Annotated in this window: 16 protein-coding genes; 9 read left to right on the top strand and 7 right to left on the bottom strand. The window is 60.6% G+C overall.

Annotated elements, in window-relative coordinates:
* The first annotated feature begins 4 nt into the window (after positions 1-4).
* From murD to lpxC, 9 genes are all read left to right on the top strand, one after another.
* Entirely contained in the window at positions 5-1,351 is a 1,347-nt protein-coding gene (gene murD, locus NL64_RS18535; protein ID WP_034149525.1) for a UDP-N-acetylmuramoyl-L-alanine--D-glutamate ligase, read from the top strand.
* Positions 1,348-2,565: a putative lipid II flippase FtsW gene (gene ftsW / locus NL64_RS18530; RefSeq protein WP_034149524.1), complete on the top strand. Its 1,218-nt coding sequence runs from the start codon at positions 1,348-1,350 to the stop codon at positions 2,563-2,565. The genes murD and ftsW overlap by 4 nt, the downstream gene beginning before the upstream one ends.
* Entirely contained in the window at positions 2,555-3,625 is a 1,071-nt protein-coding gene (gene murG, locus NL64_RS18525; protein ID WP_034149523.1) for an undecaprenyldiphospho-muramoylpentapeptide beta-N-acetylglucosaminyltransferase, read from the top strand. Before ftsW ends, murG begins: the two co-directional genes overlap by 11 nt.
* Positions 3,618-5,078: a UDP-N-acetylmuramate--L-alanine ligase gene (murC, locus tag NL64_RS18520; RefSeq protein WP_034149522.1), complete on the top strand. Its 1,461-nt coding sequence runs from the start codon at positions 3,618-3,620 to the stop codon at positions 5,076-5,078. Before murG ends, murC begins: the two co-directional genes overlap by 8 nt.
* Positions 5,075-6,031 (top strand): D-alanine--D-alanine ligase, encoded by a 957-nt coding sequence (locus NL64_RS18515; protein WP_034149521.1) that lies wholly within the window; start codon positions 5,075-5,077, stop codon positions 6,029-6,031. The genes murC and NL64_RS18515 overlap by 4 nt, the downstream gene beginning before the upstream one ends.
* A gap of 4 nt (positions 6,032-6,035) precedes the next feature.
* Positions 6,036-6,902, top strand: a complete 867-nt coding sequence (locus NL64_RS18510) for a cell division protein FtsQ/DivIB (RefSeq protein WP_034149520.1) — start codon at positions 6,036-6,038, stop codon at positions 6,900-6,902.
* 15 nt (positions 6,903-6,917) lie between these two features.
* Positions 6,918-8,177 (top strand): cell division protein FtsA, encoded by a 1,260-nt coding sequence (ftsA, locus tag NL64_RS18505; RefSeq protein ID WP_034149519.1) that lies wholly within the window; start codon positions 6,918-6,920, stop codon positions 8,175-8,177.
* Between the two features lie 78 nt (positions 8,178-8,255).
* Positions 8,256-9,449: a cell division protein FtsZ gene (gene ftsZ / locus NL64_RS18500; RefSeq protein WP_034149518.1), complete on the top strand. Its 1,194-nt coding sequence runs from the start codon at positions 8,256-8,258 to the stop codon at positions 9,447-9,449.
* Positions 9,450-9,561: 112 nt separating this feature from the next.
* Positions 9,562-10,473, top strand: coding sequence for a UDP-3-O-acyl-N-acetylglucosamine deacetylase (gene lpxC, locus NL64_RS18495; RefSeq protein ID WP_034149517.1), 912 nt, complete (start codon positions 9,562-9,564; stop codon positions 10,471-10,473).
* Between the two features lie 174 nt (positions 10,474-10,647).
* Here the strand turns inward: lpxC and NL64_RS18490 are convergent, their stop codons facing one another.
* From NL64_RS18490 to NL64_RS18460, 7 genes are all read right to left on the bottom strand, one after another.
* Positions 10,648-12,147, bottom strand: a complete 1,500-nt coding sequence (locus tag NL64_RS18490) for a diguanylate cyclase (protein WP_034149516.1) — start codon at positions 12,145-12,147, stop codon at positions 10,648-10,650.
* A gap of 183 nt (positions 12,148-12,330) precedes the next feature.
* Complete coding sequence (locus tag NL64_RS18485; RefSeq protein ID WP_034149515.1) at positions 12,331-13,650, bottom strand: OprD family porin; 1,320 nt, start codon at positions 13,648-13,650, stop codon at positions 12,331-12,333.
* A 195-nt stretch (positions 13,651-13,845) separates the two neighbouring features.
* Positions 13,846-14,070: a hypothetical protein gene (locus NL64_RS18480; RefSeq protein ID WP_034149514.1), complete on the bottom strand. Its 225-nt coding sequence runs from the start codon at positions 14,068-14,070 to the stop codon at positions 13,846-13,848.
* A gap of 198 nt (positions 14,071-14,268) precedes the next feature.
* Positions 14,269-15,633: a heavy metal sensor histidine kinase gene (locus NL64_RS18475; protein ID WP_034149513.1), complete on the bottom strand. Its 1,365-nt coding sequence runs from the start codon at positions 15,631-15,633 to the stop codon at positions 14,269-14,271.
* Positions 15,623-16,300: a heavy metal response regulator transcription factor gene (locus tag NL64_RS18470; RefSeq protein WP_034149512.1), complete on the bottom strand. Its 678-nt coding sequence runs from the start codon at positions 16,298-16,300 to the stop codon at positions 15,623-15,625. The genes NL64_RS18475 and NL64_RS18470 overlap by 11 nt, the downstream gene beginning before the upstream one ends.
* Positions 16,301-16,308: 8 nt before the next feature.
* On the bottom strand, positions 16,309-19,410 hold the full coding sequence (locus NL64_RS18465) for a multidrug efflux RND transporter permease subunit (protein WP_034149511.1): 3,102 nt from the start codon (positions 19,408-19,410) through the stop codon (positions 16,309-16,311).
* Positions 19,407-20,567: an efflux RND transporter periplasmic adaptor subunit gene (locus tag NL64_RS18460; RefSeq protein ID WP_034149510.1), complete on the bottom strand. Its 1,161-nt coding sequence runs from the start codon at positions 20,565-20,567 to the stop codon at positions 19,407-19,409. The genes NL64_RS18465 and NL64_RS18460 overlap by 4 nt, the downstream gene beginning before the upstream one ends.
* Positions 20,568-20,896: the final 329 nt, after the last annotated feature.

Below are 20,896 nucleotides of genomic sequence, written 5' to 3'. Positions count from 1 at the left end.
ACACGTGTCTCTGATCGCTTCTGACCACTTCCGCATCGTTGTCGGCCTCGGCAAGAGCGGCATGTCCCTGGTTCGCTTCCTGGCGAATCGGGGCGTGGCGTTTGCCGTGGCTGATACGCGGGAAAATCCACCGGAACTGGCCACGCTCAAGCGTGACTATCCGCACGTGGAAGTGCGTTGTGGCGAGCTGGATGTCGAATTCCTGTGCCGTGCCGACGAACTCTACGTGAGCCCCGGCCTGGCGCTGGCGACCCCGGCCTTGCAGGCTGCCGCCGCCCGTGGCGTGAAGTTGTCCGGCGACATCGAGCTGTTCGCGCGTAACGCGAAGGCGCCGATCGTGGCCATCAGCGGTTCCAACGCGAAAAGCACCGTGACCACCCTGGTCGGCGAAATGGCGATTGCAGCGGGCAAGCGTGTTGCTGTTGGCGGCAACCTCGGTACCCCGGCGCTGGACCTGCTGCGCGATGACGTCGAGTTGTACGTGATGGAGTTGTCGAGTTTCCAACTGGAAACCACCGACCAGCTCAACGCCGAAGTGGCGACCGTGCTCAACATCAGCGAAGACCACATGGACCGTTACAGCGGCCTGCCGGCGTATCACCTGGCCAAGCACCGGATCTTCCGTGGTGCGAAACAGTTTGTGGTCAACCGTCAGGATGCGCTCAGCCGTCCACTGATGGGCGAGGGCCAGCCATGCTGGACCTTCGGCCTGAGCAAACCGGATTTCAAGGCCTTTGGCCTGCGCGAAGAAAACGGCGAGAAATACCTGGCCTTCGAATTCCAGAACCTGATGCCGGTGCGCGAGCTGAAAATCCGCGGCGCCCACAATCAGTCCAACGCCCTGGCGGCGCTGGCGCTCGGTCATGCGGTTGGCCTGCCGTTCGACGCCATGCTCGAAGCCCTGCGTAATTTCGCCGGCCTCGAACATCGCTGCCAGTGGGTGCGTGATCTGGATGGTGTTGGCTATTACAACGACTCCAAAGCCACCAACGTCGGCGCCGCACTGGCCGCCATCGAAGGCCTGGGTGCGGACATCGACGGCAAGATCGTGCTGATCGCCGGCGGCGACGGCAAGGGTGCCGAGTTCAAGGATTTGCGTGACCCGGTGGCGGCCAACTGCCGCGCCGTGATCCTGATGGGCCGCGACTCCGACAAGATCGGCGAGGCCATTGGCGAAGCCGTGCACTTGATCCGCGTCGGCTCGCTGGTCGAAGCCGTGGAACAATGCCGCGCCGCAGCCCAACCGGGTGACGTGGTGCTGCTGTCACCGGCCTGCGCCAGTTTCGATATGTTCAAGAATTACGAAGACCGTGGTCACCAGTTCGTCCGCGCCGTGGAGGATCTGGCATGAGCCTGATGAACATCATCAAGCCCTATCCGTCGCCGATCATCACCGGGCGCGGTATCGACCTCGACTTCCCGATGCTCGCGGGTTGCCTGACCTTGCTCGGCCTAGGGCTGATCATGATTGCCTCGGCATCGACCGAAGTGGCCGCCGTGCAGTCGGGCAGTCCACTGTATTACATGATTCGCCACCTGATCTACGTAGTGCTCGGTCTCGGCGCCTGCATCGTCACCATGATGATTCCGATCGCGACCTGGCAACGCCTGGGCTGGCTGATGCTGATTGGTGCATTCGGTTTGCTGGTGATGGTGATCATCCCGGGGATCGGCCGTGAAGTGAACGGGTCGATGCGCTGGATCGGCTTCAGTTTCTTCAACGTTCAGCCGTCCGAGATCGCCAAGGTGTTCGTGGTGATCTACCTCGCCGGTTACCTGGTGCGTCGCCAGAAAGAAGTGCGTGAGAGCTGGATGGGCTTCTTCAAGCCGTTCATCGTGCTGTTGCCGATGGCGGGCCTGTTGCTGATGGAACCGGACTTCGGTGCCACCGTTGTGATGATGGGCGCTGCGGCGGCGATGCTGTTTCTTGGCGGGGTCGGGTTGTTCCGTTTTTCCTTGATGGTGGTGCTGGCGGTGGGCGCGGTGGTGTTGTTGATCCAGATGCAGCCGTATCGAATGGCGCGTCTGACCAACTTTGCCGACCCATGGGCCGACCAGTTCGGTGCTGGCTATCAGTTGTCTCAAGCCTTGATCGCCTTCGGTCGCGGCGAATGGCTGGGCGTTGGCCTGGGCAACAGCGTACAGAAACAGTTCTACCTGCCGGAAGCCCACACCGACTTCGTGTTCTCGGTCCTGGCCGAAGAGCTGGGTGCTGTAGGTTCCCTGTGCACAGTGGCGCTGTTCGTCTTCGTCTGTATCCGTGGCATGTACATCGGCTTGTGGGCGGAGAAAGCGAAGCAGTTCTTCGCCGCCTATGTCGCCTACGGTCTGTCGTTCCTGTGGATCGGTCAGTTCCTGATCAACATCGGTGTGAACGTCGGTCTGCTGCCGACCAAAGGTTTGACCCTGCCGTTCCTCAGTTATGGCGGTAGTTCGTTGGTGATCTGCTGTGCCTGTCTCGGTTTGTTGCTGCGCATTGAGTGGGAGAGTCGAACCCACCTGGGCAGCGAAGAGATGGAGTTCCATGAGAGCGACTTCGCCGAGGAGCCGAACCATGGGCGCTAACGTCTTGATCATGGCCGGCGGCACCGGGGGCCACGTGTTCCCGGCGCTGGCCTGCGCGCGCGAGTTCCAGGCACGCGGTTACACCGTGCACTGGCTCGGCACCCCGCGCGGCATTGAAAACGATCTGGTCCCGGCGGCCGGAATCGAATTGCATCGGATCAACGCCAGCGGTCTGCGCGGCAAGGGCAAGTTGTCCCTGCTCAAGGCGCCGTTCATGTTGCTCAAATCGGTCTGGCAGGCGCGGGCGATCATTCGTCAGTTGCGGCCAGTCTGCGTGGTTGGCTTTGGTGGTTATGTGACCGGTCCTGGCGGCGTCGCAGCCAAACTGGCCGGCGTGCCGGTGATTGTTCACGAACAGAACGCCGTGGCCGGCACCGCCAATCGGTTGCTGGTGCCGTTCGCCGCCCGGGTGTGTGAAGCCTTCCCCGACACCTTTACCCTGTCGGGCAGCCGTCGGACCACCGGTAACCCGGTGCGCACCGAGCTGTTCCTCGAAACATCGCGACCAGCCCTGGCCGGTCGCAAGGCGCGTTTGCTGATCCTCGGCGGAAGCCTGGGCGCAGAACCGTTGAACAAGTTGCTGCCTGAAGCCCTGTCGCAAGTCGCCGTCGATTTGCGTCCGGAAGTGTTTCATCAGGCCGGAAAAAACCACGATGAAGTGACTGCAGAGCGCTATCGCGCGGCTGGCGTCGAGGCGCAAGTGCAGCCTTTCATCAAAGACATGGCCCAAGCCTATGGCTGGGCTGACCTGGTGGTCTGTCGCGCAGGTGCGCTGACCATCAGTGAACTGGCCGCCGCCGGTCTGCCCTCGATGCTGGTGCCGTTGCCCCACGCGATCGACGATCACCAGACCCGCAACGCCGATTATTTGGCCCGTGAAGGCGCTGCCTTCCTGATGCCGCAAAGAACGACTGGCGCAGCGGATCTTGCCGCGCGCCTGACAGAGGTCCTGATGCAACCACAACGACTCAACGATATGGCCACTGCGGCCCGCCGCCTGGCCAAACCGGATGCCACCCGCAACGTGGTCGATACCTGCCTGGAGGTGGCCCATGGTTGAGAATCAGAAAGCCATGCCTCATCCGGAAATGCGCCGCATCCGTCGCATCCACTTCGTCGGGATCGGCGGTGTGGGCATGTGCGGGATTGCCGAAGTGTTGTTGAACCTGGGCTATGAAGTGTCCGGTTCCGACCTGAAAGCTTCGCCGGTCACCGAGCGCCTGGAGTCTTTCGGTGCGCAGATTTTCATCGGCCATCGCGCCGAGAACGCTTCCGCCGCCGACGTGCTGGTGGTGTCGAGCGCCGTGAATACGTCCAACCCGGAAGTTGCGACCGCACTGGAACGCCGTATCCCGGTGGTGCCGCGCGCAGAGATGCTGGCGGAGCTGATGCGCTATCGCCACGGCATCGCCGTCGCCGGCACCCATGGCAAAACCACCACCACCAGCCTGATCGCTTCGGTGTTTGCCGCTGGCGGCCTGGACCCGACGTTCGTCATCGGTGGTCGTCTGAATGCCGCGGGCACCAATGCCCAGCTCGGCACCAGCCGTTACCTGATCGCTGAAGCCGACGAAAGCGATGCCAGCTTCCTGCACTTGCAGCCGCTGGTGGCCGTGGTCACCAACATCGACGCCGACCACATGGCGACCTACGACGGTGACTTCAACAAGCTGAAGAAAACCTTCGTCGAGTTCCTGCACAACCTGCCGTTCTACGGTTTGGCGGTGGTGTGCCTGGACGACCCGGTTGTGCGAGAAATCCTGCCGCAGGTCAAACGTCCGACCGTTACCTACGGCTTCGGCGACGACTGCGACGTGCGCGCCATCAATGTGCGCCAGCAAGGCATGCAGACGTTCTTCACCGTGCTGCGTCCCGATCGCGAGCCGCTGGATGTTTCGGTGAACATGCCGGGCAACCACAACGTATTGAACGCACTGGCGACCATTTGCATCGCTACTGATGAAGGCGTCAGCGATGAAGCCATCGTCCAGGGTCTGTCCGGGTTCCAGGGTGTCGGCCGACGCTTCCAGGTCTACGGCGAACTGCCGGTAGACGGCGGCAACGTGATGCTGGTCGACGACTACGGTCACCACCCGACCGAAGTCGCAGCCGTGATCAAGGCCGTACGCGGTGGCTGGCCGGAGCGTCGTCTGGTGATGGTTTACCAGCCGCACCGCTACAGCCGCACCCGCGACCTGTACGACGATTTCGTCAATGTACTGGCCGACGCCAACGTGCTGCTGCTGATGGAAGTCTACCCGGCCGGTGAAGAACCGATTCCGGGCGCCGACAGCCGCAAGCTGTGCAACAGCATCCGTCAGCGCGGTCAGCTTGACCCGATCTACATCGAACGTGGTGTCGACCTCGCGCCTATCGTCAAGCCGCTGTTGCGTGCTGGCGACATTCTGCTGTGCCAGGGCGCCGGTGATATCGGCGGTCTCGCACCAAAACTGTTGAAAAGTGAGTTGTTCGCCGGCGCCGTTGCTGCACCGGTGAAGGGGAAGTTGAAATGACTGCTGCTTACGCCAACCTCGTCTCCACTGTCGCGCCGAAAGACTTCGGCCGTGTCGCCGTGCTGTTCGGCGGCAAAAGTGCCGAGCGCGAAGTGTCCTTGAAGTCGGGCAACGCCGTTCTCGATGCGCTGCAAAGCGCGGGTGTGGACGCGTTCGGTCTCGACGTCGGCGATGACCTGCTGCAGCGTCTGCTGAACGAAAAGATCGATCGCGCCTTCATCATTCTTCATGGTCGCGGCGGTGAAGACGGCAGCATGCAGGGCCTGCTCGAATGCCTCGGCATTCCGTACACCGGCAGCGGCATTCTGGCTTCGGCGCTGGCCATGGACAAACTGCGCACCAAGCAGGTCTGGCACAGCCTGGGCATTCCGACGCCACGTCATGCGGTACTGAGTTCCGAGGCCGATTGTATTTCTGCGGCTGCGGAACTGGGCTTCCCTTTGATCGTCAAACCGGCCCATGAAGGTTCAAGTATCGGTATGGCCAAAGTGACTTCCGCGTCCGAATTGATCGACGCCTGGAAAGCGGCCAGTACCTACGATTCGCAAGTGTTGGTCGAGCAATGGATTCACGGTCCGGAGTTCACCATCGCCACCCTGCGTGACCAGGTGTTGCCTCCGATTGCCCTGGGCACGACGCACAGTTTCTACGACTACGACGCCAAGTACGTGGCCAACGATACCCAGTACCGCATTCCGTGCGGGCTGGACAGCGCCAAGGAAAAGGAACTCATGGACCTCACGGCGAAAGCCTGTGAAGCGCTGGGTATCGCCGGTTGGGGCAGGGCGGACGTGATGCAGGACGCCGACGGGCAGTTCTGGTTCCTGGAAGTGAATACAGCACCGGGCATGACCGACCACAGTCTGGTTCCGATGGCGGCCCGTGCCGCCGGTCTGGATTTCCAGCAACTGGTTCTGGCAATCCTGGCCGCAAGCATTGAGGCAAGAGGTTAAGACCATGCAAGGCGCTCAGCTTCGTCATCAGCCACCCGCTCCCGGCCGCAAGCCGGTGCCGCGGGGTGCCAGCCGAATGGTGGCCAAAGAGCCGATGTCTGCGCGCCTGCCGAAAGCCAATTTTGGTTTTCTCAAAGCCGTGTTCTGGCCAGTGCTGCTGGTTGCGCTGGGGTTCGGTACTTATGAAGGCGCGCAGCGTTTGCTGCCATACGCCGACCGGCCGATCACCAAGATCAACGTGCAGGGCGACTTGAGCTACATCAGCCAGCAAGCGGTGCAGCAGCGGATCGCCCCGTACGTGGCGTCGAGCTTCTTCACCATCGACCTGGCGAGCATGCGCACCGAGCTGGAAACGATGCCATGGATTGCCCACGCCGAAGTGCGTCGGGTGTGGCCGGATCAAGTGGTGATCCTCCTGGAAGAACAACTGCCGGTGGCCCGTTGGGGCGACGAGTCGTTGTTGAACAACCAGGGCCAGGCGTTCACCCCGCGCGAGCTGGCGAACTACGAACACTTGCCTCAGCTGTTTGGTCCACAACGGGCTCAACAGCAAGTGATGCAGCAATACCAGGTGCTGAGCCAGATGCTCAGGCCGCTGGGCTTCTCGATTGCACGCCTGGAGTTGCGTGAACGCGGCAGCTGGTTCCTGACCACCGGCCCCGGCAGCGCGGGTCCCGGGATCGAACTGTTGCTGGGACGCGGCAACCTGGTGGAAAAGATGCGCCGCTTCATTGCCATCTATGACAAGACGCTCAAAGAACAGATTACGAACATTGCGCGCATCGATCTGCGCTACGCCAACGGCCTCGCTGTTGGCTGGCGGGAACCTGTAGCGCCCACGGCAGCCCAACCCGCTGTCGCGAAGAATTAAGAAGAGGCAGGACCCATGGCAAACGTGCAAAGCGGCAAAATGATCGTCGGTCTCGATATCGGCACCTCCAAGGTGGTGGCGCTGGTAGGCGAGGTTGCGGACGACGGCACGCTGGAAATCGTCGGGATCGGTACCCATCCGTCCCGTGGCCTGAAGAAAGGCGTGGTGGTGAACATCGAGTCCACCGTGCAGTCGATCCAGCGCGCGATCGAAGAAGCGCAGCTGATGGCTGGCTGCCGCATCCACTCGGCGTTCGTCGGTGTGGCCGGCAATCACATTCGCAGCCTGAACTCCCACGGCATCGTGGCGATTCGTGATCGCGAAGTCAGCTCCGCCGACCTTGAGCGCGTCCTCGACGCCGCCCAGGCCGTGGCGATCCCGGCTGATCAGCGTGTACTGCACACCCTGCCGCAGGATTACGTGATCGATAACCAGGAAGGCGTCCGCGAGCCACTGGGCATGTCCGGCGTGCGTCTGGAAGCCAAGGTTCACGTGGTTACCTGCGCCGTCAACGCCGCACAGAACATTGAAAAATGCGTGCGTCGCTGCGGTCTGGAAATCGACGACATCATTCTTGAGCAACTGGCCTCGGCCTACTCGGTACTGACCGACGACGAGAAAGAACTGGGCGTGTGCCTGGTGGACATCGGCGGCGGCACCACCGACATCGCGATCTTCACCGAAGGCGCAATCCGCCACACCGCGGTGATCCCGATTGCGGGCGATCAGGTGACCAACGACATCGCCATGGCGTTGCGCACCCCGACCCAGTACGCCGAAGAAATAAAGATCCGCTACGCCTGCGCCCTGGCCAAGCTGGCTGGCGCCGGTGAAACCATCAAGGTCCCAAGCGTCGGCGACCGTCCACCACGCGAGCTGTCCCGTCAGGCCCTGGCCGAAGTGGTCGAGCCGCGTTACGACGAGCTGTTCACGCTGATCCAGGCCGAACTGCGCCGCAGCGGCTACGAAGACCTGATCCCGGCCGGCATCGTCCTGACCGGCGGTACCGCGAAGATGGAAGGCGCCACTGAACTGGCCGAAGAAATCTTCCACATGCCGGTGCGCCTGGGCGTTCCGCATGGCGTGAAGGGCCTGGATGACGTGGTCCGCAACCCGATTTATTCCACCGGCGTTGGCCTGTTGATGTACGGCCTGCAGAAGCAATCCGACGGCATTTCGTTCTCGGGTATCGGCAGCCGTGACAGCTACAGCAACGAAGAACCGAAAGGCGCCTTGCTCGATCGCATCAAGAGCTGGGTCCAGGGCAATTTTTAAGATTTACCGCAGCACCGCTACATCGTTGTAGATACAGGCAGTAGGCGAAAAAACTAGAGAACGTAAAGGAGAGGGAAAATGTTCGAACTCGTAGACAACATCCCCGCAAGCCCGGTAATCAAAGTTATCGGTGTTGGCGGTGGCGGTGGCAACGCCGTGAATCACATGGTCAAGAGCAACATTGAAGGCGTTGAGTTCATCTGCGCCAACACTGATGCCCAGGCGCTCAAAAGCATTGGCGCGCGGACCATCCTCCAACTGGGTACCGGTGTGACCAAAGGTCTGGGCGCCGGCGCCAACCCTGAAGTAGGTCGTCAGGCCGCTCTCGAAGATCGTGAGCGCATTGCCGAAGTCCTGCAGGGCACCAACATGGTGTTCATCACCACTGGCATGGGCGGTGGTACCGGTACCGGTGCTGCGCCAATCATTGCTGAAGTGGCCAAGGAAATGGGCATCCTCACCGTTGCGGTGGTGACTCGTCCGTTCCCGTTCGAAGGTCGCAAGCGCATGCAGATCGCCGATGAAGGCATCCGTCTGCTGTCCGAAAGCGTCGACTCGTTGATCACCATTCCCAACGAGAAGCTGCTGACCATCCTCGGTAAAGACGCCAGCCTGCTGTCGGCTTTCGCCAAGGCTGACGATGTACTGGCCGGTGCCGTTCGCGGTATTTCCGACATCATCAAGCGTCCGGGCATGATCAACGTCGACTTCGCTGACGTTCGTACCGTGATGAGCGAAATGGGCATGGCGATGATGGGCACTGGCTGCGCCAGCGGTCCGAACCGTGCGCGTGAAGCCACTGAAGCTGCAATCCGCAACCCGTTGCTGGAAGACGTGAACCTGCAAGGTGCACGCGGCATCCTGGTGAACATCACCGCCGGTCCTGACCTGTCCCTGGGTGAGTACTCCGACGTGGGTAGCATCATCGAAGCCTTCGCTTCCGAGCACGCCATGGTCAAGGTCGGCACCGTTATCGACCCGGACATGCGCGACGAGCTGCACGTGACTGTTGTTGCGACCGGTCTGGGCGCTAAAATCGAGAAGCCTGTGAAGGTCATCGACAATACCGTTCACACCTCGATGGCTTCGCAGCCACAACAACAAGCCCCTGTTCGTCAGGAAGCTCCAGCGGTGAACTACCGTGACCTGGACCGTCCGACCGTCATGCGCAACCAGGCTCAGGCCGGTGCTGCGACTGCCGCGAAGATGAATCCGCAAGATGATCTGGACTACCTGGACATCCCGGCATTCCTGCGTCGTCAGGCCGATTGATGAAATGTATCAGGGCTATGAAGGTGATTGGTGTTCAGCAAAGGCGTGGTCTGCTATCATCGCCAGCCTTTGTTGATACCAGTTCGCAATTTGCGCTGAAGCGGCCCAAGCCATGATTAAACAACGCACACTGAAAAATATTATCCGTGCCACAGGTGTAGGTCTGCACTCCGGGGAGAAGGTCTACCTGACCCTCAAGCCTGCGCCTGTCGACACCGGCATCGTGTTTGTTCGTGCCGACCTGGACCCTGCGGTGCAGATTCCTGCCCGCGCGGAAAACGTTGGTGAAACCACGATGTCGACCACGTTGGTCAACGGTGACACCAAAGTGGATACGGTGGAGCACTTGCTCTCGGCCATGGCTGGCCTGGGCATCGATAACGCCTACGTCGAGCTCTCCGCGTCCGAAGTCCCGATCATGGATGGTAGCGCTGGACCCTTCGTATTTCTGATTCAGTCGGCTGGCCTGGAAGAACAGGACGCCGCCAAGAAGTTCATCCGCATCCTGCGTGAAGTGACAGTGGAAGACGGCGACAAGCGCGCCACTTTCGTCCCTTTCGAAGGTTTCAAGGTGAGCTTCGAGATCGATTTCGATCACCCGGTTTTCCGTGACCGCACACAAAGTGCAAGCGTGGATTTTTCCAGTACTTCGTTCGTAAAAGAAGTCAGCCGCGCCCGTACCTTTGGTTTCATGAGTGACATCGAGTACCTGCGCAAGCACAACCTCGCACTCGGCGGCAGCGTTGAAAACGCTATTGTGGTCGACGCGGATGGTGTACTGAACGAAGACGGCCTTCGCTATGAAGACGAATTCGTGAAGCACAAAATCCTCGATGCAATTGGTGACCTCTACCTGCTGGGCAATAGCCTGATTGGTGAGTTCAAGGGCTTCAAGTCCGGACATGCATTGAACAACCAGCTGCTGCGCAAGTTGATTGAGCAGACAGATGCTTGGGAAGTCGTGACTTTCGAAGACGCCAGCACTGCACCGATCTCTTACATGCGTCCTGTTGCGGCCGTGTAAGTAAAAAACCTCTCTAGTTTTTTAAAGGCTGCCTTCGGGTGGCCTTTTTTTATGCCTGGTGAATTGAAAGATCAAAAGATCGTCCGAACGCGGCCCGAACCTTCGGCAGCTCCTACAGGGAACGCATGCCAATGTAGGAGCTGCCGAAGGCTGCGATCTTTTGATCTTTGCTTTTCAGGCGGTAACCACCCGATTTCGCCCCCGTTCCTTGGCTTGATAAAGCGCCTTGTCTGCGTCAAACAACAGTTGTTCCAGGCTGATATCGCTCGCTGTCGTCCAGGTGCTGATCCCGATACTCACCGTCATCGGCAATTCATCTCTTGCGACCAACGGCAACTGCTCTACCTGCGCACGGATCTGCTCGGCAATCTTCTGTGCGCCTCTGCTGTCGGTTTCGGCGAGGATCACCGAAAACTCCTCGCCCCCATAGCGGGCCACCAGATCCGCTGGGCGATGGACGTTGGCGGTGATGACATCGGCCAGCATTCGCAGAGCCTCGTCACCGCCCTGATGACCATGACTATCATTGAATGCCTTGAAGTGATCGGCGTCGATCATCAGCACCGACATCGGTTTACCGGAACGTTGCGCACGAAACCACTCATGACGCAGCGTATGGTCAAGGGTTCGGCGGTTGGCGACACCGGTCAAGGCGTCGGTAGCGGCCAGCTGCGACAGCTCCTGCTCGGCGTCGTGGCGCAGGCGCAGTTCGCGGCAGAGCAGCCAGGTCAGCCACAGCAGGCCGATGCACAAGACGCCGGTGGCACCGCTGATCACGATCGCCGTGCGCTTCCAGGCAGCGAAAACTTCATCACTGGAGAGGGCGACGATAACCGTGAGCGGCAAATTGCCAACCCGGCTGAAGGTGTACAGGCGTCGCCGCTGGTCGACGCTCGACACGCCATCAAAGCTGCCGCTACCCTCTCGAAGCAAGCGTGCGACGTTTGGGCGATCGGCGAAGCTTTTACCGAGCGAGTTGTCTTCCAGAAACGGTTTTTTCGCCAACAGGATGCCGTCATCGTTGATGATCGCCAGCGTGCTGCCGGTGCCGATATCCAGGCTGTTGAACAACTGATCGAAATAGGCCAGGCGCATCGAGGCCACCGCCACCCCGAGAAACTCACCGGTGGCCGAGGAAATGCGCCGGCTCAAGCTGATTTGCCATTCGTCGCTGTAGGCGCAGTCGCAATGCGGCTTGAACGGGCGGCTGATGAACATGCCGGTGTCACGGTTGTGGGTGTGGGCGAGGAAATAATCGCGGTCGGCAAAATTACCCGGTTTGGGTTCGATCAGCGACGAATCGGCGAGCACTTCGCCGTGCTTGTCGAGCAACAGAATGTCGCCCTTGTAGCGTGCGGTGGTGGAGCGGTCGAAGAGCACCAGGTGGCGGATTTGCGCTGAAACCTGCTTGAGATCATCCCGTTGCGCAGCGGCGATCAAGCCCTGAAGAGTCAGGTCATAGAGTTCCACCGTGCGCAGCACGTCAGCGTCGATCAACTCGGCGATAGTGGTGGCGCTGCGCGTGGCGGCCTGTTGGGCGTTGGCGTGTTCACGGATGAGCAGAAAAGTCACGATGCTGAGAATCGCGATGACCGTCAGGCAACTGCCGAGGATCACCAGGATCTCCGGCCGTCCGGCGCTGCCTGAAGGATGTGGAGTGCGGCGTACGGTCATGGGGCTGATGTCTGCTTGGATGACGGGTTAAGCGTAGCAGCCCATCAAAATGTCCCCCGCCCGGGCTAATTTCCAAAAGCGCTGACATCTGTAGGAGCTGGCTTGCTGGCGATAGCGGCGCATCAACTGCGCCTGACTCACCGCTATCGCCAGCAAGCCGGCTCCTACAGGTATGACTGCCCTTCAGAATACGTTGAACGGGTAATCGACGATCACCCGGTATTCATCGGTGTCTTGGTCCAGTGAGCCATAGCCGTTGCCGCCACGGTTGGTCGCCCACTGGAGGTGCAGCGCAAGGTCCTTGGCCTGGCCGCTCTGGACCACGTACTTGAGGTCAATGTCGCGTTCCCAGTGTTTGGCGTTTTTGCCGTCAGCGCTGTACCACGCGGCGTAGCCGGGGCTTTCGGGATCGACTTTGGTCAAATCCAGTTCACCACGGGAGTAGGACAGTGCCGCAGTCAGGCCCGGCAGGCCGAGCCCGTTAAAGTCATACGCGTACTTGAGCTTCCACGAGCGTTCGTTCGGGCCGTTGAAGTCCGAATATTGCTGGGAGTTGTCGAGGAAAATGCTGTCGCCCTGGCTGATGTAGTCGAACGGCGTGTTGCCATTGACCCGCTGGTAGGCGGCGGTGATGGCGTGATTGCCGACGCCGACGGTGAAATGCAGGCTGTAGGTGTTGTTGTCGATGTGGCCGAGCAGCGCATCGCCGGTGTCTTGCGTGTGATAGAAGTGCACGCCCGGATTGAGGCTGATCACGTCGTTCAGTGCATAGGTGTAATCCAGGTCGTAGTAGTACTGGTTCCAGATGTCCTTGAGCTCAGCGGCATACAGGCTGCTGGTCAGGCCCGGCAAACCACTCCAGGCTACGCCGGCCCAGTTCAGGTGCTGGCTGTCCTCACCGTCGGGCAGGCTGCCGTAGGACGTACCGATACGCGTGTGGCCGCTCTGGTTATACGGCTTGGTGAAACTGGCCTGGCCGCTTTCGATCATCACGCCGTCGAAGCTGTGGTTGGTCAGGCTGACCCCGCGAAAGGTCTGGGGCAGCATGCGGGTTTCGCCGCCGGCAATCACCGGGTTGGCGAGAAACAAATCGCCGGCCTTCAACTCGGTATCGAAGGCGCGCATTTTCAGCGTGCCGCCTGCGGTCGAGAACGACCCCGGCGCTTTGCCGTTGCCATCGCTGACCGGCAGGATGCTCGAATTATCCGTCCCGCCACCGCCGTCGAGCTTGAGCCCGAGCATGGCATGGGCATCGACGCCAAACCCGACGATCCCCTCTGAGAACCCCGATTCGAAGACGCCAAGAAAACCCTGGCCCCATTCAATATTGTCGTCCGCCTGCTGCAAGCGATTGCGGTTCATGTAGTAGTTGCGGGCGTTGAGATTGAGGCTCGAACCTTCGATGAATCCTGAGGCGGTCGAATCGTCGGCGGCGTGGGCACTGGCAGCCATCGTTGCAGCGATTGCAACGAACAACGGGTTGAAGCGGATTGGGAAACGCACGTGCGGTAAAGCTCCTTGGTCAACGGATAACGTCACTGTTTTTTAAGTTCTGGTTGTTTACAAACAAGAGGGCGACGCGTGCGGTTTTAAAACCACAACGAAAAAAAGCCGCTGATAGCAGCGGCTTTGAAGACAACTTTTCAAAGGGAAGAGCCGATGAAAAGCGTCGAGGGAAAGTGGTGCGATGCGCAGGACTCAGCTGTCTTTCGAGGCCTGGGGTTGGGCCTGAATGCTCGATGCTTGCGGGGCTTGGGTGGCTTCCTGAGCTTTGGCCGTCATCTCGATCTGGTGTTCTTCATACGCCGCGGCGCGTGCGTTGTTTTGTGCGACGAAGGCTTGCGACTCTTCAGCCATGGCGAACGAAGACACGAACAAAGAGGACAAAACGAAAGCGCTGGCAATACCCATACTGTTGGACATCTTTAAAACCTTCTTGCTTGGCAAGTGCTGTTTGGTGCGGGCAAAGATAAGGATGTTGGGCACCGAGAAACAGACTTGATTCAAGAAAGGACTGTTGCGAATAAAGCAAAGATCGCAGCCTTCGGCAGCTCCTACAGGGGAACGCATTCCAATGTAGGAGCTGCCGAAGGCTGCGATCTTTTGATTTTTAAAGGCCCGTCAAACCGGAAGGTGAATCCCAAAAGTATTCATCCCCTCATCACTGCGCACAAACACATCCCCGCCATGCATCAGCGCAATCGCCTTGACGATCGCCAGCCCCAACCCGTGGTTGTTGCCGCTGTTGCTGCGCGAGGCATCGACGCGATAGAAGCGCTCGAACAAACGCGGAAGATGCTCGTTGGCAATCGGCGAACCCGGGTTGGCCACGCCGATGCTGACCTGATGCTCCTCGACCTCAATCCGCACCTCTATCACCTGCCCGGGCTCGGTGTGCTGCACCGCGTTGCTCAACAGATTGATCAACGCCCGGCGCAGGTGCGCGATCTCGATGCTGACCTGCGCATCGCCACTGACCTTCACCTGAACCTGGGCATCTTCGAGGATGAAATCCAGGTACTCCAGCGTCGTCGCCACTTCATTCGCCAGCGACGTGGAGGTCAGTTTGGTGGCCTTGCTGCCCTGATCGGCGCTGGCGAGAAACAACATGTCGTTGATGATCGAACGCAGTCGTTCAAGCTCTTCGAGGTTCGATTGCAGCACCTCGAAATAATGCTCAGCCGAACGTCCACGAGTCAGCGCAACCTGGGTCTGGCCGATCAGGTTGGTCAGCGGCGAGCGCAGTTCATGGGCAACGTCCGCGTTGAACGATTCCAGACGCGAGTAAGCCTGTTCGACCCGCTCCAGCGTGGAGTTGAACGAGTTGACGAACTGATTCAACTCCGGCGGCAGCGACGACATGCGCAAGCGCCCGGAACGCAAGGGCGGGGCGAGGCGTTGGGCTTCCTGGGACAACTTGATCAAGGGTTTAAGACCGATCCGCGCCACCCAGTAACCCAGCGCCGAGGCCAGCAGCACGCCGACAATCGCCAGGCTGACCAAGGCAATCAGCAACTGGTGTTGAGTGTGGAAAAACGTCTCGGTGTCGATGCCGATCATGAAGCGCAGCGGCGGTCGCTGATCCTTGGCCGGGAACTGGCTGACCAGCACTTTCATCGGGTAGGGCTGGTCCGGCAACTGCAAGTCGCGCATGCCCAGCGGTCCTTCGGCGAAGGCGCGGATCTGCGGCGTCAGGTTGCCGTATTCGTAGTGCGGATCGCCGCTGATAATCCAGAAACTGATGCGCTTGTCTTCTTCACCGAGCAGCTTGAGCTTGTTGTTGATCTTCACCCAATGCTCCGGCGTGCCGTAGCGGCCGACGGTGGATTCGAGCACGCTGTAGCGCGCGTCCAGCTCGGCTTCGGGCAACAGGCCCAAGCCTTTGTCGACTTGTTGGTACAGAGCCCAGCCGATCAACAGGAACACCAGCAGCGCCACCAACGTGAACATTCCACTGAGGCGCAAGGCAATGCTGTTACTGGACACCACGGCTCTCCAGCACATAACCCATGCCACGGATGGTGTGCAGCAGTTTCTCGTCGAACGGCCCGTCGAGCTTGGCCCGCAGGCGTTTGATCGCGACCTCGACGACGTTGGCGTCGCTGTCGAAATTGATGTCCCAGACCATCTCGGCAATCGCAGTTTTCGAGAGGATTTCGCCCTGGCGGCGGGCCAGCACACTGAGCAGCGAGAACTCCTTGGCAGTCAGGTCCAGTCGCGTGCCGGCGCGGGTGGCTTTGCGGCTGATCAAATCTATCCACAGGTCGGCGATGCTCACTTGCACCGGTTCATGACCGCCGCTGCGCCGGGTCAGCGCTTGCAGGCGCGCCACCAGTTCGAGGAAGGAAAACGGCTTGCCGAGATAATCGTCGGCACCGTCGCGCAGGCCGCGGATGCGGTCTTCGACCCGCTCGCGGGCGGTGAGCATGATCACCGGGGTTTGCTTGCGCGCACGCAGCGCCCGCAGCACGCCGAAACCGTCGAGGCCCGGCAGCATGACGTCGAGGACGATCACCGCGTAGTCGCTTTCCAGCGCCATGTGCAGACCTTCCACGCCATCGCGGGCCAGGTCCACGGTGTAACCCTGTTCCGTCAGGCCGCGGTGCAGATAGTCCGCGGTTTTTTCTTCGTCTTCGATAATCAGAACGCGCATGACCCGCCTCAGTCTGTGGTCGCCAGCGCCGGTACAGGCGATGGTTTGGGCCGATGGAATAGCCGCTCAAGCCACAAGTATATGACCGGAGTGGTGAACAGCGTCAGCGCCTGGCTGACCAGCAAGCCGCCGACGACCGCGATCCCCAGCGGTTGGCGCAGCTCGGCGCCGGTGCCGTAGCCGAGCATCAGCGGCAGGGCGCCGAGCAAGGCGGCGAGGGTGGTCATGATGATCGGCCGGAACCGCGTGAGGCAGGCCTGGAAAATCGCCTCTTCCGCTGACATTCCTCCTTTGCGCTGCGCTTCGAGGGCGAAGTCGATCATCAGGATGCCGTTTTTCTTGACGATGCCGATCAGCAGCACCAGACCGATCAGCGCCATGATCGAAAAGTCCTGGCCGCAGATCCACAACATGATCACCGCGCCGAGCCCCGCCGCAGGCAGCGTCGAAATGATCGTCAGCGGATGCACGAAGCTCTCGTAGAGCACGCCGAGAATGATGTACACCGCCACCAGCGCCGCGAGGATCAGCCACGGCTGACTGGCCAGCGAACTCTGGAACGCCTGGGCCGCTCCCTGGAAATTGCCGCTGATCGCCACCGGCATTCCGATCTCGGCCTTGGTCTGGTTGAGCATGATCACCGCGTCGCCCAATGCCACGCCGGGTGCCAGGTTGAACGACAGGTTGGCGGCCGGGAACATGCCGTCGTGGGCGATGGATAACGGGCCGATGGTCGGCGCATCGAATCTGGCCAGCGCCGACAGCGGCACCATCTCGCCGCTCAGGGGCGAGCGCAGATAGAAATAGTTAAGGCTTTCTGCCTTGCCGCGCTGCTTGGTGTCCAGCTCCAGGATCACGTTGTACTGGTTGATCTGGGTCTGGAATTCGTTGATCTGCCGCTGCCCGAAAGCGTCGTACAACGCCTCGTCGACATCGCTGGCGGTCAGGCCGAAACGGGCCGCCGCGCTGCGGTCGATGCTGATGTGGGTGATGCTGCCGCCCAGTTGCAGGTCGTTGGAAACGTCGCGGAACGCCGGGTTGCTGCGCAGTTTCTCCGTGAGGCGCTGGGTCCAGGTACTCAGGACCGCGCCGTCGTTGCTCTTGAGCACGTATTGATACTGGGCGCGACTTGGGCCGGAACTGAGGTTGATGTCCTGGCCGGCGCGCAGGTACAGCACGATGCCCGGCACTTTCATCAGTTGCGGGCGAATCCGGTCGATGAATTCACTGGCCGACACATCGCGGTCACCACGTTTTTTCAGGGTGATCCAGAACCGGCCGTTGGCGATGGTCTGGTTACTGCCGGAGACCCCGACCGAGTGCGAGAAGGTTTCCACCGCAGGGTCGGCGGCGACGATTTCGGCCATCGCCAGGTGTTTTTTCACCATATCGCCGTAGGAAATATCGGCAGCGGCTTCGGTGGTGCCGAGGACGAAACCGGTGTCCTGCACCGGGAAGAAACCTTTCGGTATAAAGATGTAGCCGCCGACCGCCAACGCCACTGACAGGCCGAAAATACCGATCATCATCTTTTGATGGGCGAGGGCGCGGCGCAGGCCTTTTTCATAGAGGGCCAGCAGGCGCTCACCGAACCCTTTCTTGCCGTGGGCATCATGCACCGGGGCGCGCATGAACAGCGCCGCCAGGGTCGGCGCGAGGGTCAGGGACACCACCACCGAAATCAGGATGGTCGAGGTGGCGGTCAAGGCGAACTCCTTGAACAGCCGCCCGACCACACCGCCCATGAACAGCAGCGGAATGAACGCCGCCACCAGCGAGAAACTGATCGAGACCACGGTGAAGCCGATTTCCCCGGCGCCCTTGATCGCCGCTTCGCGCATACCGTCGCCGGCCTCCAGGTGCCGGTGGATGTTCTCCACCACCACAATCGCGTCGTCGACCACAAACCCCACGGCGACCACGATCGCTACCAGCGTCAGGTTGTTGAGGCTGAAACCCATCACGTACATCAGGGCAAAACTGGCGATCAGCGACACCCCCAGCACCGCCGAGACAATCAAGGTCGCCGACAACTGACGCAGGAACAGCGCCATTACCGCCACCACCAGCATGATCGCGATCAACAGGGTGATTTCCACTTCGTGCAGCGAGGCGCGGATGGTCTGGGTCCGGTCAATCAGAACCTTGACCTGCACCGACGCCGGCAGCATCGCTTCCAGGCCCGGCAGTGCGGCTTGAATGCGGTCCACGGTCTCGACGATGTTGGCTCCCGGTTGGCGGAAGATCACCAGGTTCACCCCCGGTTGCGAGCCCGCCCAGGCCTGGACGTAGGCGTCTTCCGAACCGTTGACGACTTTGGCGACATCGCGCAGATGAACCGGTGCACCGTCCTTGTAGGAAACGATCAGTTGGCTGTAGTCCTCCGGGTGGAACAGTTGGTCGTTGGTGGACAGTGTTGAAATGCTCGACTCGCCGTACAGCGCACCTTTGGCCAGGTTGAGGCTGGTTTGCTGGATCGCCAGGCGAATGTCCGCGAGGGTCAGGCCGATGGCCGCGAGTTTGTCCGCTGAGACCTGGACGCGGATCGCCGGACGTTGCTGACCGGTGATGGCGACCTGTCCTACGCCGTTGACCTGACTGAGCTGACGCGACAGTAGCGTTTCCACCAGGTCGCTGAGTTCCGGGCCGGGCATCAGCGACGAGTTGACGCTGAGGATCAGCACCGGGCTGTCGGCCGGGTTGACCTTGCGCCAGGTCGGCAGGTTCGGCATGTCCTTGGGCAGTTTGCCGGCGGCGGTGTTGATCGCGGCCTGCACTTCCTGGGCGGCGGTGTCGATGCTCTTGTCGAGGGTGAATTGCAGGGTCAGGTTGGTCGAGCCGAGGGCGCTGCTCGATGTCATCTGGGTCACGCCGGGGATGGCGCTGAATTGCACTTCAAGGGGGGTGGCCACCGATGACGCCATGGTTTCCGGGCTGGCGCCGGGCAGTTGGGCGGCGACCTGAATGGTCGGGAATTCGGCTTCCGGCAGCGGCGCGATCGGCAGACGCGGGAACGCAATCGCGCCCAACAAAACCAGCGCGAACGTCAGCAGAACCGTCGCCACCGGATGGTCGATGCACCACGCGGATATTGAACCGTGGCCCTTCATTGTGCGGCCTCCGATTGCACCACTTGTGGGGGCTCAGTCAGCACCTGGACCGTGGAGCCGGGCTTGAGCCGCGACTGGCCGTCGCTGACCAGAATATCGCCGGGCTTGACGCCTTTGATCGTGTCCTGGCCGCTGCTTTGATAGACCATTTGCACCGGGACGGTTTCGACTTTGTCGCCGTTGACCCGGTAGACGAAGTGCTGGTCGAGGCCACGCTGTACGACGCTGGGCGGGACCACCAGCGCATCTTTATCGAGTGCTGTCTGAATTTTTACCGTCACCAGCAGACCCGGCCAGAGCTTTTGTCCGGGGTTGTTGAATTCGGCCTTGGCGCGGATGGTCCCGGTGTTGGCGTTGATCTGATTGTCGATCAGGGTCAGATGCCCTTCACCCAGCAGATTGCCGGTTTCGCCATCGGTGTCGGCGCCAATGTAGGCCTTGACCTGAGCGTGCTGCGGATCGGTGATCAGGCCTTGCAGGGTCGGCAGCAGTTGCTGCGGGAGGGAGAACTCGACAGCGATCGGGTCGATCTGGGTGACGGTGAACAGGCCTTGGGCGTCGGTCATGCGCAGGAAGTTGCCTTCATCCACGGTACGAATACCGACGCGGCCGGTGACTGGGGAGCGAATCTGCGTGTAGGAAAGCTGTACCTGAGCGGCATCAATAGAGGCTTGGTTGCCTTGAGCGGTGGCCTTGAGTTGGTTGACCAGCGCTTGTTGCTGGTCGTAGGTCTGCTTCGAGACGCCGTCGTCGACGCTCAGCAGTTTGTAGCGTTTGAGGTTGACCAGCGCCACTTGCAGTTGCGCCTGGCTCTCGCCCAGTTGCGCCCGTGCCTGGTCGAGGCTGGCGCGGATCGAGCGGTCGTCGATGGTGGCGAGCAGGTCGCCCTTGTTCACCAGTTGACCTTCCTTGACCAGGATTTTCGTGAGGATGCCGTCGATTTGCGGGCGAACCACCACGCTGTGCAAGGAGAGGACCGAACCAATGCCGCTGATGAAGCGCGGCACGTCTTTTTCGGTGACGCTGACCACGCGTACGGGGATGGCGGTGCTGGCGGTGAGTCTGGTTTTGGCGGGTTTGCTGGCGTACCACAAGCCCAGCGCTGCCAGGACAATCAGAAGGGCGACGAGCAGGGCGGGTTTTTGCTGAATTCGCATGCGAGTGGGGCGCCGGGGCTGGGTGGTCGAGAGGTTGGTATGTTCCTTTATAAACCTGTTTGGCGGTCAGGAAGGTGACTGCTAACTGACGGCGCTGTCAGTTTGGGCCGACCAGGCTTTGGGTTGATAGAGTACATATCCATTTCTGCGGTAACGGCCGCTTTTGGTTTCGCTCTTACAGCGAGTCACTTTCGAAGAGCGCGAAAGTAACCAAAGCGCTCTTGCCCCTAATGAGATGGTCAGCCCGGCGAGAACCTCGGCGAGTCTAAACTTGCCGAGGCACTCTCTTTACCGAAGGAGGATCTCTGATGGCTACCATGACGCTTCTA

This window comes from Pseudomonas fluorescens, assembly GCF_000802965.1.
Taxonomy (GTDB): Bacteria; Pseudomonadota; Gammaproteobacteria; order Pseudomonadales; family Pseudomonadaceae; genus Aquipseudomonas; species Aquipseudomonas fluorescens_A.
This window is presented reverse-complemented; position numbering and strand designations above follow the sequence as displayed.